Genomic DNA, 15,858 nt, shown 5'->3' on the forward strand with positions numbered 1-15,858 from the left:
ACTATCGTTAGAGCACTTCTATTCGCAGTTTTCTGTTCTTTTTGCCCTGAAAACTATCGTTAGAGCACTTCTATTCGCAGTTTTCTGTTCTTTTTGTCCTAAAAACTATCGTTAGAGCACTTCTATTCGTAGTTTTCTTCCACATAACTCACCTTAAAATCGGAAGTATTACCAATCAGTCTGTTCACATAAAAAAAGTTACCCCTTCATCATAATAATCTCCTTTAATATTCTTCATAAGGTATACTTACCAGTTAAAAATAAAAAACTCGACCGCCTTAACGATCGAGTTTTTTATTCCTTATTTTGTTTTTTCAGCAATAACTTCTTTTAAATTTTCTACATTTACTTTTGCACTATCTAATGGATCACCATCAAAGTGCTCCTGCTCGATTACATACCAATCAACACCAACAGATTCTCCTGTTTCCCACAATGTCTTTATGTCTAATGATCCCTTGCCAATTTCTATGCTGCGTTTTTCTCCATCATGCTCCAACATATCTTTAATGTGTAAGGAAACAACTAAATCATCATAGGCACGAATTGTTTGTAATGGGTCATATCCACCGTGTGTTACCCAATAGCAATCTAATTCCATTTTTACATATTCTGCATCTGTTTCTTCAAACAAAATATCAAAACCTCGTTTTCCGTTGCCTAAATCGAAAAATTCCATATTATGATTATGATAAGCAAAAGTAAAACCTGCTTCTTTACATTTACGTCCAATTTCATTTAACTCTTGAGCAGCGCGGTAATAACCTGCTTCATCTTGGCGGTACTCTTCTGGCAAGATCGGACAAATGATTAAGTCATTTCCGATTGTTCGGTTATAGGCCAAAGAAGCATCTAATTGCTCGCCAGTTAGGGTGTCAAAGGGCATATGACTGCCAGCTGCTACAAGTCCTGATTCATCCATCACTTGTTTTAATTCTTCAGCTGGTGTATCAAAAAAACCTGCAAATTGTACTGCTTCATATCCCATATCCCCTAATTGACGAAGTGTTCCTATAAAGTCTTTTGACGTATGATCACGAACAGAATACAATTGAATGGCGATTTTCCCCATATCATACACACTCCTTTAAAATATTAGGTATATTTGATTTTTCTTTTATAACTCGTCTAAAATTGAACCGCTTGACCTGTAGCAGCTGATTGATAAAGTCCATCAATTATTTTTTGAATATTTGTTCCTTGCTTGGCATAACGATCTGTTACATTTCCTTTTAAGCAATCCTCTACAAAAGTATGAATTTCTGTTTGATGTGCATTTACTTCTGGTAAATATGCTGGGGTAATATCAATTAATGTATTATGCTTTTCTTGATACATTTTTAATGGGAAAATGTCAGCTCCTCCTTCATTTCCCATTAAAGAAACCTGCATCGTGTCACGTTTCTCCACATTTGCAGCAAAGGCAGATTCGAGTGTAATCGAAGCTCCATTTTTAAAAGTTATCATTCCGACAGCCATATCTTCGACTGTGTAATTTTGATAATCCCAATCACCTAATAGTCCTACCCCTTTTTTCGTACCGAGCTGTTGATGTGTTTGGCCAAGCACGGCAGCAGGTTCAGGATATCCCATTAAGTAAAGTGCTGTATCTAACATATGAACACCGATATCAATTAATGGTCCGCCACCTTGCAATTCTTTGTTCGTAAAAACTCCCCATCCAGGGATTCCACGACGTCTGATTGCTTGCACTCTTGCGGCATAAATCTCCCCAAAGTCTCCAGCATCGATAAAACGTTTAGCTGCTTGGGTCTCAGATTGGAAGCGGTAATGAAATCCATACATTAATAATTTTCCAGATTCTTTTGCAACTTGTTCCATTTCTATGGCTTCCTGCTGGTTCATAGCTGGAGGTTTTTCACATAACACATGACATCCAGCGTTTAAGGCACTGATTGCTGCATCTCGATGAAATTTATTAGGAACACATACACTAATTGCATCTAAATCTACTTGCTCCAGCATTTTTTCATAACTATCAAAAGCCTGAGCGATATGATGATCCTCCGCTACTTGTTTGGCTCTATCGTAAGCCACATCGGCAACCGCAACTACCTCTACTTGTTCTGGAACAGCGTGATATGCAGGTAAGTGCACATCCGTGGCAATACCTCCTGCTCCAATTAATCCAACACGTAATGCCATAATACCTCTTCCCTTCTTTTACACCCACCACATCTCTGCAGGCGACTCTTTAATATTGACAGCTTTTAAATTTTGTACCGCACGGCTAAATCCTTCATCAATGGACATAAGTGGATCTTCATGCTCAATACTAACTACATAATCATATCCAAATGTACGTAATGCACTAATCATATCTGACCATTCTTGTAAGCTATGACCACAGCCGACAGAACGGAAACTCCACGCCCTTGTTTGGATGTTGCTATACGGCTGCATGTCAGTTAGCCCATACATATTTACATTATCTTGATCAATATAAGTGTCTTTCGCATGGAAATGGTAAATTGCATCTTCTTTTCCTAAAATTTTGATGGCTGCTACTGGGTCAATTCCTTGCCACCATAAATGGCTTGGATCTAAATTAGCACCAATTGCTGGGCTTGTTTTATCACGAAGTTTCAACATCGTATATGGAGTGTGAACTAAAAAGCCTGCATGTAATTCAATACCAATCTTAACGTTATGTTTTTCAGCTAATCCCCCAATTTCCTTCCAATAAGGGACAAGCTTTTCTTCCCACTGCCATTCTAGAACTTCCGCATATTCTGCTGGCCAAGGTGCTACTGGCCAATTTGGAGATTTAGCCCCTTCATGATCGCCTGGAGTTCCAGAAAAACAATTAACGACAGGCACTTCCATTAACCCTGCTAATTTAATTGTTTTACGAAGAATCGTATCACTTTCTTCAGCAAAGGCTTGATCCGGCGTTAATGGATTACCATGACAACTAAAACCACTAATGGTTAAACTACGGTCTGTCACTGCTTGTAGATAATTTTTACGTTTATTTTCATCTTCTAGCAATTCGTCAATCTTACAGTGAGCATCACCTGGATAACCACCTGTCCCGATTTCTACTGCATCAAGGCCGCTTGCTTTCACATGGTCAAGCATTTCTTCAAAGTTTTTTTCTGCAAATAATACAGTAAATACTCCTAATTTCACTCTGTCATCCCTCCATTACAATGAAATATTTTTCTTTGTTTCATTTGCTTCTAGTGCTGCTAAAATAATCTTTAATGATCGATATCCTTCTTCCCCATCAATTAATGGTTTTGAATTGTTTAGGACACTATCAACAAAATGATCAATAACTCCTGTAGATGTTTGTCCGCCACCGTCATTTGATTGAATTTGGCCTAATTCATAATTTACCTTTGAACCATCTGTATAGCTCGCAATTAAACTATAGTTCGGATCATCTTCTAAACGAAGTATCCCTTTTTCCCCATATATAACAGTCGAATTATCCTCACCGGCATTGTATGCCCAGCTAGCCGTTAATGTACCGATAATGCCATTTTGACTGCGCAATACAGATACAGCTTGGTCATCCACATCACTGTTTTCTTTAGCTGAAGATTCGATCATGGATGCTACCTCAATAAATTCCGTTCCTAAAATGTAGCGAATCATATCTGCTTTATGTACACCTAAATCGCCAAGTGCACCAATAAACGCTTCTTCTCTACGGAAAAACCAGCTATCTGCTCCGTCAATGCTCCAGCCTTCTGGACCACCATGGCCAAATGTCGTACGGAAGCTATACACTTTCCCTAAGTCTCCATTTTGAATTAATTCTTTTGCTTTTTGATGACTTGCAACAAATCGCTGATTGTGTGCTATCATTAACTTCTTATTTGCCTTTTCACTTGCAGCAATCATGGTTTCCGCCTCTTCTTCTGAAGTAGCCATTGGCTTTTCACAAAGAACGTGCTTTCCATTCTCTGCCGCAAAAATGGATACAGGCGCATGTAAGTAGTTTGGAGTGCATACGCTTACAAGATCTGCACCACTCTCTGTTATCGCTTCTTCATAAGAGGTATAGGCGCTTGCCCCATATTTCTCTGCTGCTTCCTTCGCTCTATCTGCCACAATATCACATACTGCAGTAATATCCACATTTGGATTTGCATCATATTCTGGTAAATGACGGTGAATGGCAATACTCCCACATCCAATAACTGCTACTTTTAAGTTACTCATCTCCCAATTCCTCCTCTATTCTTTTGGCTCAATTTTTTCTAAAGGTTTGGCGTTACCATAAGTGGAATATGTTCTATCAACAGGACTCACCCAACGTACTGCATTTTGAATCACTCGTTGTACATCTTCGTGATAGTATGTTGGATATGTTTCATGTCCTGGTCTAAAATAAAAAATTCGACCATGTCCTCTTTGGTATGTACAGCCTGAACGAAATACTTCGCCGCCTTCAAACCAGCTAACGAATACTAATTCATCAGGTGCTGGAATATCAAAATGCTCGCCATACATTTCTTCTTTCTCAATTTCAATATATTGTCCAATTCCTTCTGCAATCGGGTGTGAAGGATCTACTACCCACATGCGCTCTTTATCGTCTGCTTCACGCCATTTTAAGTCACATGTTGTTCCCATTAACTTTTTAAATATTTTAGAAAAATGCCCAGAGTGTAAGATAATGAGACCCATACCCTGTAGGACGTGTTGATGAATTTTTTCCACAATGTCATCACTTACTTCATCGTGGGCTTGATGTCCCCACCATACTAAAACATCTGTTTCCTTTAGTCTTTCATCTGTTATCCCATGATTAGGCTCATCTAGTGTAGCAGTACTAACTTCTATATCATCTGTCTGTAAAAAGGATTGAATCGCTCCGTGAATCCCTTCAGGATATATTTTTGCAACGGTTTCATTTTGTTTTTCATGTCGATATTCATTCCATACTAGAACATTCATTGCTCTTTCCTCCTACACATTTCATATTTGACTATATAATATATAATAATTGGTTTTTTGAACATAAATGATATAATGAATACATGAACTATTTTGCTAAAGTAAGTGGTGTTTTACATGAAAATCGGTTTTTGCGGATATGCTTATCACAATCAACGAATGTATACTTCACATCATTCACGTTATGCCGCCTATTTATTCCGACTGCAAACAGATGGAACTGCTAAAGTCGTTTTAAATGGGAAAAAGCGAGAGATTGAAAAAGGGGATCTTCTGATTATAAAGCCTGGGGAGCAATATGAACTATTTGTGGATGATGGACAAAAAAGTGGAGACTTTCATTTATACTGTGAAGGAGAATGGATCGATAAACGGTTTAAACACTCTCCAGACTTCTCTAAAATTGAAATGGATGACACATTATTGAATTTATGGCATCACCTAATCATTGAAGAGCGCAGGCCCTATAAAGAAAGAAATAGCGAACTCACTCATTATTTACTACAAGCCTTGTGTGTATCGCTGGAAAGAGTGCTTGACTCCAAAAAAGTGAATACGAACAGGCCTTATGTTGTCACACGAATGATGCGTTTTATTGAGCAACATGCCACAACACCTGGTTTTAAAGTACAGGATGTTGCTGATCACTGTCATTTAAGCGTTTCGAGAAGTGTTCACTTATTTAAGGAACATGTGGGGCAGACGATAATTGATTATGCACAAAGCATTCGTATTTCTGCTGCCATTAATCAGATGAAATATACCACCATGACATTAGAAAATATTGCCCTAAATTGTGGATTTGGCTCCTATTCTTATTTTCACCGAGTTTTTAAAAAACAATACAGCATCTCTCCTCGAGCCTATCGCGATAAAATATAAAGGCGAAGTTAGAGACGTAGTTGCACTTATCTATCTTCTAATCGCGAAGTGTATTTCTGAAGCGGTATCTAAAGCATTCCCCTAACTATATAAAATAAAAAACCGGCAAGCTCTTTTAGCCTGCCGGATTTTTATTATTATTCGGTTATTTTTTGTCTTTCGTTTTCTTCGGCTAAAAAGCTCATAAAAGTGTGCAAGCTAAGTCTTGGATTATTTTTAATAACAGTAATATAATTATCTTTCTGGTAACGGTTCACCACTTCACTTTTTTGAATACGCTTGACCATGTGTTCTATTTCTAATGACCGAATTTGCTTTTTAATGTGCTTAGATTCTTTATATAAAGCTAAACCAACAGATGCCATTAAGGCATAAACTAACAATATCGCCATTACACCATTTGAAAATCCTCCAAAAAACAAGAAGAAAATCAAATTAAAAACCGAAATAAAAAGCAATGGTAATGCAAATATAATATATTGTGTATTCTTTTTTATTAAGGGACTTAATTTTTGAAATAAGGTTTCTAATTCCATCTTGATAAATGGAGGAACATCACCTTTAATAAATGAAATCATATTAATAACCCTCCTCTCTATCAATATTCCCTAATCTAACAATGTAAAAACAAGCAATATTTACTTACAGGTATTTTATTCCAAAAAATTAATTTTGTTATGACTTGGCACTTCCAATGTTTTTTCGTAAGATATCCATAGAGGTGATAGAAGATGAAAATAGCATTTATTTCAGATATTCACGGAAACGCCGTCGCATTAGACGCTGTCATTCAACACATACAAAAACAACGAGTTGACAAAATTTGTGTGCTAGGTGACATTGCCTATCGCGGACCTGAGCCAAAACGTGCCCTGGACATGGTTCAATCCTTAGATGCCCAAGTTATTAAGGGGAATGCTGATGAATGGGTTGTTCGCGGTGTACAACAAGGAGAAGTACCTGATAAAGCACTAAAAATGATGCAAGTAGAACAAGCATGGATAAAAGAACAATTAGAAACAAAAGATATCGAATACTTAGAACAATTGCCCACTGAGTTAGCTTTCGAACTAGGTGAAGTTCGTTTTCATGCTTTTCATGCCACACCAGATAGCCTGTTTGAGGTCATTCTTCCAGACCAATCTGACGGCCAACTTGAACAGAAATTAATGAAAAATGCAGAAGCTGACATTTACTTATATGGACACATTCATAAAGCATACACCAGACATATAAATGGAAAAACCATAATCAATTTAGGCAGTGTTGGTCTTCCATTTGATGGAATTCCGAAAGCTTCATACACTATGGTCGACATCTCTGATGGTATATCTGTTACAAATGTCCGTGTTCCATATGATACGGAGAAAGTTTGCAAGCAATATGAAGACGTCCAATATCCCAATATGGAAATGATGCAGCAAATCATTCGTACTGGACGAAACTAGAAGAATTATACACTGATAGTTGCAACTGGAATATATCCCCTTCACCGGTAGGACGCAAAAGTGATACCTGCTAAAGAGTTCTCTTTCACGCTTTCACCGTCCGATAGAAAGGGCATATTCCAGTTGCTTATTTTTAATTCTGGAAGTTAAAATCCTTTAATTCCTCAGCGAATCGTCTCCTCTATTTGACCTAAATTTATCTCCCATAAACTCTTACGATCATCATTATAGAGCTATATCGCAATTTCTAGTACACATCATCATAAATTATTTTTGTCGCTTTTAAAATTGGGCTTGAGGTTTATTCCATATTCTTGTATGGTTAATTACATAAGTAACTAACCAGTTAGGTGGTGAACAAGATATTGACAGAACGACTTAAAGAAGACCAACCGATTTTTCAACAAATTGCCGAATTGATTGAGACTAACATTATCGAAAACGAATTAAAAGCCAACGACCGCATTCCCTCAACAAATGAATTTGCAAAGCATTATCAAATCAATCCGGCAACTGCAGCAAAAGGCATTAACCTGCTGGTCGATCAACACATTATTTTTAAAAAGCGAGGAGTTGGAATGTTTGTGACAGAAGAGGCCAAGCAAATTGTCTTAAAAAAGCGAAAAGATCAATTTTATGATCAATATGTCAAACCTATGTTACAAGAAGCAGAGCGGATCGAATTAAAGGAAGAACAGCTTTCTACATGGATTAAGGAGGCGTTTCAAAATGGAAATGAAAGCAACAAACTTAACTAAACGGTATGCACATAAAAAAGCCCTTGATGATTTGACTCTAACGCTAAACGGAGAGAAAATCATTGGCCTTTTAGGGAAAAATGGAGCAGGGAAAACCACTCTTATGCGCATGTTAGCCGGACATTTTCCTGCGACAGATGGAAGGCTGACTATTAATGACAAAGCGCCATTTGATCACTTTCCAGTAACAAAGGATATTTGTTTAATTATGGAGAGTCATAATTTTCACGAGAAGTTTAAGGTGAAAGATGTCTTAAATATTTCTGCTAAATTTCATCCGAATTGGGATATGGATTATGCTAAGTATTTACGGAAATCCTTTCGATTAGAGGAAAAGCAAAAGGTTAAGACGCTTTCGAAAGGGATGTACTCAGCTCTCGGAATCATTGTTGGGCTTGCCAGTCTTTCTCCAATTACTATTTTTGATGAGCCGTATATTGGATTAGATGCTTCTTTTAGGTCAATGTTTTATGATTTATTGTTGGAATCATATCAACATAATCCTCGTTTAATCATATTGTCAACACATTTAATTGATGAGGTAAGCAAACTTTTTGAAGAGGTAGTCATTTTACATGATGGCAAGCTGATGTTGCATGAGAAAGCTGATGATTTAGCGGATAAGCATATTCTTTTGTCTGGAAATAAAGAGGAGATTGATCAATTTGCAGCTAGTAAGAATATCATTCATGAATCATCTATGTTAGGCCAGAAAACAATTGTTTTATATGATGAAGAAGTGTCAGATACGGGTGATTTAAGCGTTAGTAAAGCAAGTTTACAAGAGTTATTCGTCTATTTAACGAAGGAAGAGGTGAACGGATATGTTCCATCAAGTGAAGCTTAATTTGTATTATTTTTTTAAAACTTCTTGGATGACGATTCTAAGTTTTTGGTTTATCTTTTTAGCAAGTGTTTTGGTTCTTTTAATCATGACAGTTTCACTTGGTGGGGAAATGGAGTTCTCTGGCTTCAATACTTTCCCCAGCCTTATCTTTACGATGATTTATGGATCGATTTTCTTTCGAGAGACTTTTCCACATGTGATTAAATTTGGACTAAGTCGCCTTAGCTATACCATTTCCTTAGTGATTTATTTGTTCTTATTTGCTATCGTGATGATTATTTTAAGCCAACTAGTCATACAATTTATCGGTTTGATTATAGATCTATTTGCGATTGAAAACTTTCAGTTCATTGGAATTAATCAAATGAGTAACGGTTTAACGAATATTGGAGAATGGGACTTGATTATCTATGAAGCAATGCTTTATTTTTTAGTTTTCGGTATATCTTTGCTTATCTCAAGTGTCTTTTTCCGCTTCGGATTCAAATTAGGGGCTGTATTATTTATTCCAGTTATAGCGCTTTTCTTTTTTCAGTCTATTGCAGAGAATATTTTTAAAGGATTGAGCTATCTTGGAATCGGTCACGCAAATTATACGGTATATGCATTTATCGTCCCTTTAGCTATGATAGCGATATTGCTATGGTTATTAACCAAAAATGCCAGTGTCATTGACAAAGTTTCGAATAAATAAGACTGATCTAAAAGATTGTTGCTTACGGTAAAAAATATTCATTAGTTCGCCGAGAGCGGAAAGCGTCCGCCTAGAATGCACCCGAACGATGTAACATAACAAATATTATAAAAATAGAATAACCAGCAAATGAAACATGCTGGTTACAATGTTAAGATTTAGTCTAGTCCTGGGAAGCCTTGTTGCTTCATGACGTCGTAGACAATAATCGCTGCGGTATTGGACAGATTTAAAGAACGAACTTTGTTTGTCATCTGTATCCTTAAGCAACGGTCTTCCTTCCCTTGTAACAATTCTTTTGGAATTCCATTTGTTTCTCTTCCAAAAACAAAGAAGAGATCTTTTTCACTATCACTAAAGTCAAAATCCGAATAGTATTTTTCACCGAAATTTTCTATATAATAAAAGCCACCATTTGGATAAGATTTATATAATTCATCTAATGAATCATAATAGTGAATTGAAACATCATGCCAATAATCAAGCCCAGCTCTTCTCAACATTTTATCATCTGTAGAAAAACCAAGCGGGCGGATTAAATGCAGATGTACATTGGTTGCAAGACAAGTTCTTGCGATATTTCCAGTATTTGCTGGAATTTCTGGTTGGAATAAAACTACATGGACTGCCAATTTTTTCACCTCTACATGCTAGATTGCCTTAGTTATTATACCACAATTTCAAGAGAATGCATTCGCTTCTTATCCTATGTGAAAAAATCGGTATTCACAATCATTGGTCCATGCAGCAGAATCCTCGTATGTCCAATAACGATGTCTGCTATTATTGGTATGGGCATTGACTAATGGCATTCCTTGACTATCTTTTGTAACCACAATCGTTGTATGATCAAAACGTCCATCCCCTTGAAAATCATAACAAATAACATCTCCTGGCATTAAGTCTTCTGGATTTTCTACCTCTGTTCCTTTCAATCCGATTGTCGAACCGCTTAAATACCAGCGAAAAGTATGGGCTACAGACCAGCTGTAACTCCAACTATCACCTGAATACCACCATCCTTTTGATCGATTCGGTGCACCTCGCATCGGAGCACCTCCTGCATGAAGGCATTGTGAAATATAATTCGTACAGTCATTTTCGTAAAATACTTTATATTTTGGATTATAGTCATCCCACCAACGCTCTGCATATTGAACAGCAGCCCTTCGATCATAATTAAACCTTTCTCTTTGATAGACATCCAGCATCTGCTGTTTTACGGAACGTTCTTCAACAGGCAATGGCTCTAAACGATCATCGATAACTTTGTCGTCTGTCAAGATAGCTTTACGAATTTCTATCTCTTCTTCATGATAATAATCTTGTTGATCGTCAATGAAACATTTTAGGTGTAGCCTGTACACTACTTCTATATCATTATTTCTATTCTGTTGTCTATTTAATAATTTCCCATTTACAGCTATCTGCTCTACCTTTTTGCCATGTTTTTTATGAAGATTGAGTTTTTTTTGGAGTGGATGTGGTTTCAAGTAAAACTGTTGTTGCCAATATTGATTGATCATTTCCATAACAGACATGGATACTCACTCCTTTACATCTCCTATCTGTATATATATTCAGATGGATGAAAAAAAGAAGACTGGTCGTTCTATTTTCCTATAGAACAAGTACATCCGCCTTAAAATTGTTAATTTTTTGTAAATAAGGTAGTATTTTAAAATAATTGGAAATATAATGATCACTGTACGAAAAACAATATCTCAGGAGGTAATGAATATGAGAAAATGGTTATCAATTTTAGCAGCATTAACTTTTTCTTTTGGTTTACTCGCAGGATGTGCTGAGGAAGAAGCGCCAACTGAAGATACTACAGGAACTGACGACAATACGGAAACAGAAGAGCAAGCAGAATAATCATCAAGCCTTCCAAAGATTTAAAAATGTACCATCTCATTTATAATTGTCAGCTAATGATCATTGTCATTTAAAAACAGGAAAAGGGCGAGTATAACTCTACTCACCCTTTTCTAAATGTAATAAATAAGATTTTTTATCTAAACCGCCACCAAATCCAACAAGTTTTCCATTATGCCCAATTACACGATGACAAGGGACAATAATAGAAATTGGATTTTTATTCACTGCACCGCCTACTGCTCGAACAGCCTTCGGTGAATTTATTTTCTCAGCAACATCTTTATATGACCATGTTTCTCCAAAAGGAATATCCTGCAAAACTTGCCAAACTTTTTGTTGAAAAGTTGTGCCAAATAATTGAAAGGATAAGGCAAAACGTTCTCGGTTTCCTGAAAAATATTGATTTAGTTGCTCCACAGACTCTTCAAAAACAGCAGTTGAATGTTGAAACACATCTGGAAGTTGATGTTTTTGGCACCTCGTTTTGACTTTCTCCTTCTTTTCATCAAATCGACCTAATTCTAAGCCATATAGATTTTCTTGATCACCGAATAATGTAATCGTACCTATTGGACTTTCCCACTCTGTATAATAAAGAGCTGATACCATATGCTTTCTCCTTTTAACTGCTTTTTTGAAAAGCTAAGCCCTTTTGCATTTCTTCTATCACTTCTTGATCTTGTTCTTTTTCCATTGCTTGTTCAATTGCCTTATAGCCCTTTTCTACACCAATTTTTCCAATAGCCCAAGCGGCCGTTCCACGTATCACTGGACGTGGATCTTGATTCATTAAACGAATTAATTCATTAACAGCACTTTTCTCTTTGTAATGGGCTAAAGAGATAATCGCATTTCGTTGTAATGGCTTCTTTCCTCGCCAAGATCCAGCCATTTTACCAAATTTTTCTTTGAATTCTCTATTTGATATTTGTAAAAGGTCTAGTAATCGCGGTTTCACTAATTCAGGATCGGGTTCGAATTCTTCATGATGGTGAAAATCTACCCCTTTATTATAAGGGCACACGACTTGGCATGTTTCATATCCATAAATAAGGTTTCCTAGTTTGTCGCGATGCTCATCAGGCAGAAATCCTTTTGTTTGGGTTAAAAAAGCCATACACGCTTGTGCGTTTAACCTTCCAGGTTCTACAAGCGCACCTGTCGGGCAGGCGTCTATACATTTTGTACATTCCCCGCATCCTTCATTTAATATTTCATCTGGGGGAAAAGGAATGTTCGTAATCATTTCACCTAAGTACATATAGGATCCTAACTCTGGTGCAATCATTAATGTATTTTTCCCGCTGAATCCAATCCCTGCGCGTTCGGCAACAGCTCGGTCAGAAAGCTCTCCCGTATCCACCATTGACGTGCATTCAAACCCTGGTATTTTTTCTTGTAAAAAGGCTGCCAATTTATCTAACTTTTCTTGAAGCACAATGTGATAATCTGTGCCCCAGGAAGCTCGGCAAAACATCCCTCGGCGATCGCCTTTTACGCTTTTAGGGGCATTTTTAATACGAGTTGGATAGGCAAGAGCAATGGCCATAATTGATTCAGCACCAGGCATTAATCGCTTTGGCTCGGTTCTTTCTTCAATCGTACCTTTCTCAAAACCAGATGCATATCCTAACTCTTGTTGTTCTTCAAGCCTTGCTTTTAATTCAGAAAATGGCTCGGCGCTTGTAAAGCCAATTTTATCTATGCCAATTTCTTTGCTGTAATCTATAATCTCTTGTTTTAATTGCTCATATGCCATTACTCTCACCTCCTTATAACTTAAGATTTTACTTTAGCTGTACGCATACGGTTCAAGCATGCTGCCATTTCAAAACGTCGCGGTCTCGCTAAATCACCAGGATGTTGTTTTGGAAAGGGAGCGAATACCTGTACACCATACTTATCTATCGTTTTTTCTAAGTCATCTAGCAATTCCGCTAATGTTTTTTGTTGGCGTAATAGTCCTTGATCATCTAAATAACGTAACATTTCGGCAATAGCTCTTGTTTGAGAAGCATCAATTAACTGCTCGACATCATGCAGTTCTATTGTTGATCTCCCTATTAAGATATTAGTAAGTCCTTTTGCCTGCGCCTTCTTCTTCTTCCCTTTCCTTAAGTCAAGACTGTTTGGTAAAAAGGTACGATCATTCATTTTAGCCTGCATATTTTCCAATTCTGCTTGACGGGTAATCGGATGCTTTTTCACAATTTCACGAGCTTTTTCGGTTACATTAAAAGGCCGATATTGATCCATCATAATCACATCATCCGCTACTTCAAAGTAGTCTCCGGAACCACCCATTACCAAAATACTGGATACATCTAGATCATCACGTAATTGTTTGATTTTATCAATAAATGGAGTGATGGGCTCTTTATCCTGATGGACAAGCTCTTGCATACGTGCATCACGAATCATAAAGTTTGTTGCACTTGTATCTTCATCTATTAATAATGTGGACGCTCCTGCCTCAATTGATTCCACTACATTTGTAGCCTGTGACGTACTACCACTAGCATTTTCTGTAGAAAAACTTTTCGTGTCTTGTCCATGTGGCAAATCATTAATGAAAGCAGAAATATTAACGGAAGATACTTGGCGCCCATCTTCTGCGCGGATTTTAACGGCATTTGGATCTGTTAGTACATACTCACGCCCATCACCATGAATATGGTGATAAACACCACGCTCTAAAGCTTCGAGCAATGTACTTTTTCCATGATAACCGCCACCGACGATTAGATTTATTCCTTTTTTAACCGCCATTCCGGTCAATGGTTGTTCACGGTGTGGAATATTTATTTCTACTCGATTGTCTGAAGGACTTTCAAACGGTACGGCTTTTTTTAATGGTCTATTACTTATCCCGCTTGCTCTAGGTAAAATAGAGTTATCTGCAACAAATGCAATCCAATCATTATCTTTCATTTGTTGACGAATTTCAAGATGCTGATCTGCTAATTGGACACTTTTTTCAATGTCATCGTCTGTTATAGCAAAAATCGATTGTTTCATAATATTCGGGATAATCGTAAAAAACAGTTTCTCTGCCTCTCGCCCATTGATTCGACGACCATTTGCCGGAAGTCCGATCGATAAGCAAATGACAGTTTTGTCTTTTGTCAGCTGAACCGCTGTACGCTCTAAAATTTCCTGCCCCGGCATATCAATGTGAATCATGCCGCTTTTTCCAGAGCCTTTACTCTGTCTCGATTCGTTGTGAATCGCTCGTCCTACTGATCGAGCAATACGATCTTCTGTATAAGTTTTTCGTTGTTTTGTTTGTTTCCACTCTTCTTTTATCTTGCGGTATGCGTTTGGAATGACAACACGTATTTTAGATGGTGACGCAAAAGGATCACCTTGTACATAGTCTACACATACTTCATAACGATGAAAGGAATAATGACCTTGAATGGATTTATAAGCCTTATACCCTTTCCCATCTATATTTCTTAATAATTGCTGTAGCTTCTTCATCTTTATCGAAACTCCTCTTTTAACTACTTCTGCTTTATCTAGAATACAATTTATCTTGAGAAGTATTCAAGTATTTATGATGAAAAATAACTTGGTAATTCCTATAAAGTGAGACTTTCTTCAGTTAGTTGGTTTTTTCTACATCCCCTACTGATGGTTAGCGAAACTTATCAGGCTGCTAGCTTCCGTTATCCCACTTCTTTCATTATGCTGAGTCTGGAAAGTAAGAGATGGAAAAAAAGTATTTTATTATCATATCATCAAAGACCTCGATACCTATCATAATTATATGGAAAGTTTTGCAAAGCCAATCAAACATGAGATAACAAACATGGACACTTTCAAAAGTTTTACAACAGTAGAGATTAAGGAAAATGGACAGGTTCATTTCTCGCTATAAAGAACAACTAACATATACACACTTCCTAAAAAGAATGCTACTCACTTTGCATAAACATAAATGAACAGTTTTTTGTAAAGGCTTGTTTCTAAAAGATTGCTGATATTAAAATTAGCCTCATTTCACAGTAAACATAAACTGCAACGTAACTTTAACGTGACTCTTTCTACCAATCATTCGAAGCTGAGTGCAAAGAATCGCTTCGACAAGATACTTCGCTTTCCGCGGGCACGGCTTCAACTTCCTCGGCAGAACCCCACTGCCTGCGGGATTTTCAGCTCGTGCTGTTCCCGAAGGAGTCTACGTATCTTGCCTACGCTGGTGTGATGTACCGATTTTTGAAAGGGTTAATCCTAATGGAATCAATATTTCTTGAAGTTCTACTAACTTGGAACAGAAAATGACGCTAAGCTGCGGAAAAATACGAGACTCCTGTTGAAAAGCGAACCTAAGAGACCCCGCAGTGATGGAGTGACCCCCATTTATTGGACACTTTTTACGCTACTTGTTCAAACTGAGCTCGATATTTGATC

17 protein-coding genes are annotated in these 15,858 nt (G+C 37.2%); 6 read left to right on the top strand and 11 right to left on the bottom strand.

Features of this window, described 5'->3' with window-relative positions; translation table 11 throughout:
- Positions 1 to 301 precede the first annotated feature (301 nt).
- Genes GHD00_RS10005 through GHD00_RS10025 form a run of 5 tightly spaced genes read right to left on the bottom strand, consistent with a single transcriptional unit; the run spans position 302 to position 4,932 of the window.
- The gene (locus GHD00_RS10005) at positions 302 to 1,072 is read right to left on the bottom strand and encodes a sugar phosphate isomerase/epimerase family protein (protein ID WP_163538024.1); all 771 of its coding nucleotides are present in this window, start codon (positions 1,070 to 1,072) and stop codon (positions 302 to 304) included.
- Positions 1,073 to 1,128: 56 nt separating this feature from the next.
- Positions 1,129 to 2,166 (bottom strand): Gfo/Idh/MocA family protein, encoded by a 1,038-nt coding sequence (locus GHD00_RS10010; RefSeq protein WP_163538025.1) that lies wholly within the window; start codon positions 2,164 to 2,166, stop codon positions 1,129 to 1,131.
- Between the two features lie 18 nt (positions 2,167 to 2,184).
- Positions 2,185 to 3,153, bottom strand: coding sequence for a sugar phosphate isomerase/epimerase family protein (locus GHD00_RS10015; protein WP_163538026.1), 969 nt, complete (start codon positions 3,151 to 3,153; stop codon positions 2,185 to 2,187).
- 15 nt (positions 3,154 to 3,168) lie between these two features.
- Positions 3,169 to 4,194 carry a Gfo/Idh/MocA family protein gene (locus GHD00_RS10020; protein ID WP_163538027.1) on the bottom strand — a complete coding sequence of 342 codons (1,026 nt, stop codon included), beginning with the start codon at positions 4,192 to 4,194 and terminating at the stop codon, positions 3,169 to 3,171.
- Positions 4,195 to 4,209: 15 nt separating this feature from the next.
- Complete coding sequence (locus tag GHD00_RS10025) at positions 4,210 to 4,932, bottom strand: ThuA domain-containing protein (protein WP_163538028.1); 723 nt, start codon at positions 4,930 to 4,932, stop codon at positions 4,210 to 4,212.
- Between the two features lie 117 nt (positions 4,933 to 5,049).
- On the opposite strand from GHD00_RS10025, the gene GHD00_RS10030 reads away from it, so the two are divergent.
- The gene (locus GHD00_RS10030) at positions 5,050 to 5,814 is read left to right on the top strand and encodes an AraC family transcriptional regulator (RefSeq protein WP_163538029.1); all 765 of its coding nucleotides are present in this window, start codon (positions 5,050 to 5,052) and stop codon (positions 5,812 to 5,814) included.
- A gap of 137 nt (positions 5,815 to 5,951) precedes the next feature.
- Here the strand turns inward: GHD00_RS10030 and GHD00_RS10035 are convergent, their stop codons facing one another.
- Positions 5,952 to 6,392: a DUF5392 family protein gene (locus tag GHD00_RS10035; RefSeq protein WP_163538030.1), complete on the bottom strand. Its 441-nt coding sequence runs from the start codon at positions 6,390 to 6,392 to the stop codon at positions 5,952 to 5,954.
- A gap of 153 nt (positions 6,393 to 6,545) precedes the next feature.
- Between GHD00_RS10035 and GHD00_RS10040 the strand changes: the two genes are divergently transcribed.
- The 4 genes from GHD00_RS10040 (at position 6,546) to GHD00_RS10055 (ending at position 9,561) form a co-directional block, all read left to right on the top strand.
- Positions 6,546 to 7,262, top strand: coding sequence for a metallophosphoesterase family protein (locus tag GHD00_RS10040; protein WP_163538031.1), 717 nt, complete (start codon positions 6,546 to 6,548; stop codon positions 7,260 to 7,262).
- 365 nt (positions 7,263 to 7,627) lie between these two features.
- Entirely contained in the window at positions 7,628 to 8,020 is a 393-nt protein-coding gene (locus tag GHD00_RS10045) for a GntR family transcriptional regulator (RefSeq protein WP_163538032.1), read from the top strand.
- Positions 7,992 to 8,867, top strand: a complete 876-nt coding sequence (locus tag GHD00_RS10050; protein WP_163538033.1) for an ATP-binding cassette domain-containing protein — start codon at positions 7,992 to 7,994, stop codon at positions 8,865 to 8,867. Before GHD00_RS10045 ends, GHD00_RS10050 begins: the two co-directional genes overlap by 29 nt.
- A complete protein-coding gene (locus tag GHD00_RS10055) occupies positions 8,845 to 9,561 on the top strand; it encodes a hypothetical protein (RefSeq protein WP_163538034.1) in 717 nt (238 codons plus the stop codon). The genes GHD00_RS10050 and GHD00_RS10055 overlap by 23 nt, the downstream gene beginning before the upstream one ends.
- Positions 9,562 to 9,719: 158 nt before the next feature.
- On the opposite strand, the gene trmL is transcribed toward GHD00_RS10055, so the two are convergent.
- The gene (gene trmL / locus GHD00_RS10060; RefSeq protein ID WP_163538035.1) at positions 9,720 to 10,193 is read right to left on the bottom strand and encodes a tRNA (uridine(34)/cytosine(34)/5-carboxymethylaminomethyluridine(34)-2'-O)-methyltransferase TrmL; all 474 of its coding nucleotides are present in this window, start codon (positions 10,191 to 10,193) and stop codon (positions 9,720 to 9,722) included.
- 69 nt (positions 10,194 to 10,262) lie between these two features.
- Positions 10,263 to 11,093 carry an amidase domain-containing protein gene (locus tag GHD00_RS10065; RefSeq protein WP_481810386.1) on the bottom strand — a complete coding sequence of 277 codons (831 nt, stop codon included), beginning with the start codon at positions 11,091 to 11,093 and terminating at the stop codon, positions 10,263 to 10,265.
- Positions 11,094 to 11,301: 208 nt separating this feature from the next.
- Between GHD00_RS10065 and GHD00_RS10070 the strand changes: the two genes are divergently transcribed.
- Positions 11,302 to 11,439 (top strand): hypothetical protein, encoded by a 138-nt coding sequence (locus GHD00_RS10070; RefSeq protein WP_163538037.1) that lies wholly within the window; start codon positions 11,302 to 11,304, stop codon positions 11,437 to 11,439.
- Between the two features lie 99 nt (positions 11,440 to 11,538).
- Here the strand turns inward: GHD00_RS10070 and GHD00_RS10075 are convergent, their stop codons facing one another.
- From GHD00_RS10075 to GHD00_RS10085, 3 genes are read right to left on the bottom strand one after another with little or no spacing between them, the layout of a single operon-like run.
- Positions 11,539 to 12,051 (bottom strand): methylated-DNA--[protein]-cysteine S-methyltransferase, encoded by a 513-nt coding sequence (locus GHD00_RS10075; protein ID WP_163538038.1) that lies wholly within the window; start codon positions 12,049 to 12,051, stop codon positions 11,539 to 11,541.
- Between the two features lie 13 nt (positions 12,052 to 12,064).
- Complete coding sequence (gene queG / locus GHD00_RS10080) at positions 12,065 to 13,201, bottom strand: tRNA epoxyqueuosine(34) reductase QueG (protein ID WP_163538039.1); 1,137 nt, start codon at positions 13,199 to 13,201, stop codon at positions 12,065 to 12,067.
- A 20-nt stretch (positions 13,202 to 13,221) separates the two neighbouring features.
- Positions 13,222 to 14,925, bottom strand: a complete 1,704-nt coding sequence (locus GHD00_RS10085) for an ABC-ATPase domain-containing protein (RefSeq protein WP_163538040.1) — start codon at positions 14,923 to 14,925, stop codon at positions 13,222 to 13,224.
- Positions 14,926 to 15,858: the final 933 nt, after the last annotated feature.

The organism is Gracilibacillus sp. YIM 98692 (assembly GCF_010993965.1).
In the GTDB taxonomy this organism is placed as follows: Bacteria; Bacillota; Bacilli; order Bacillales; family Amphibacillaceae; genus Gracilibacillus.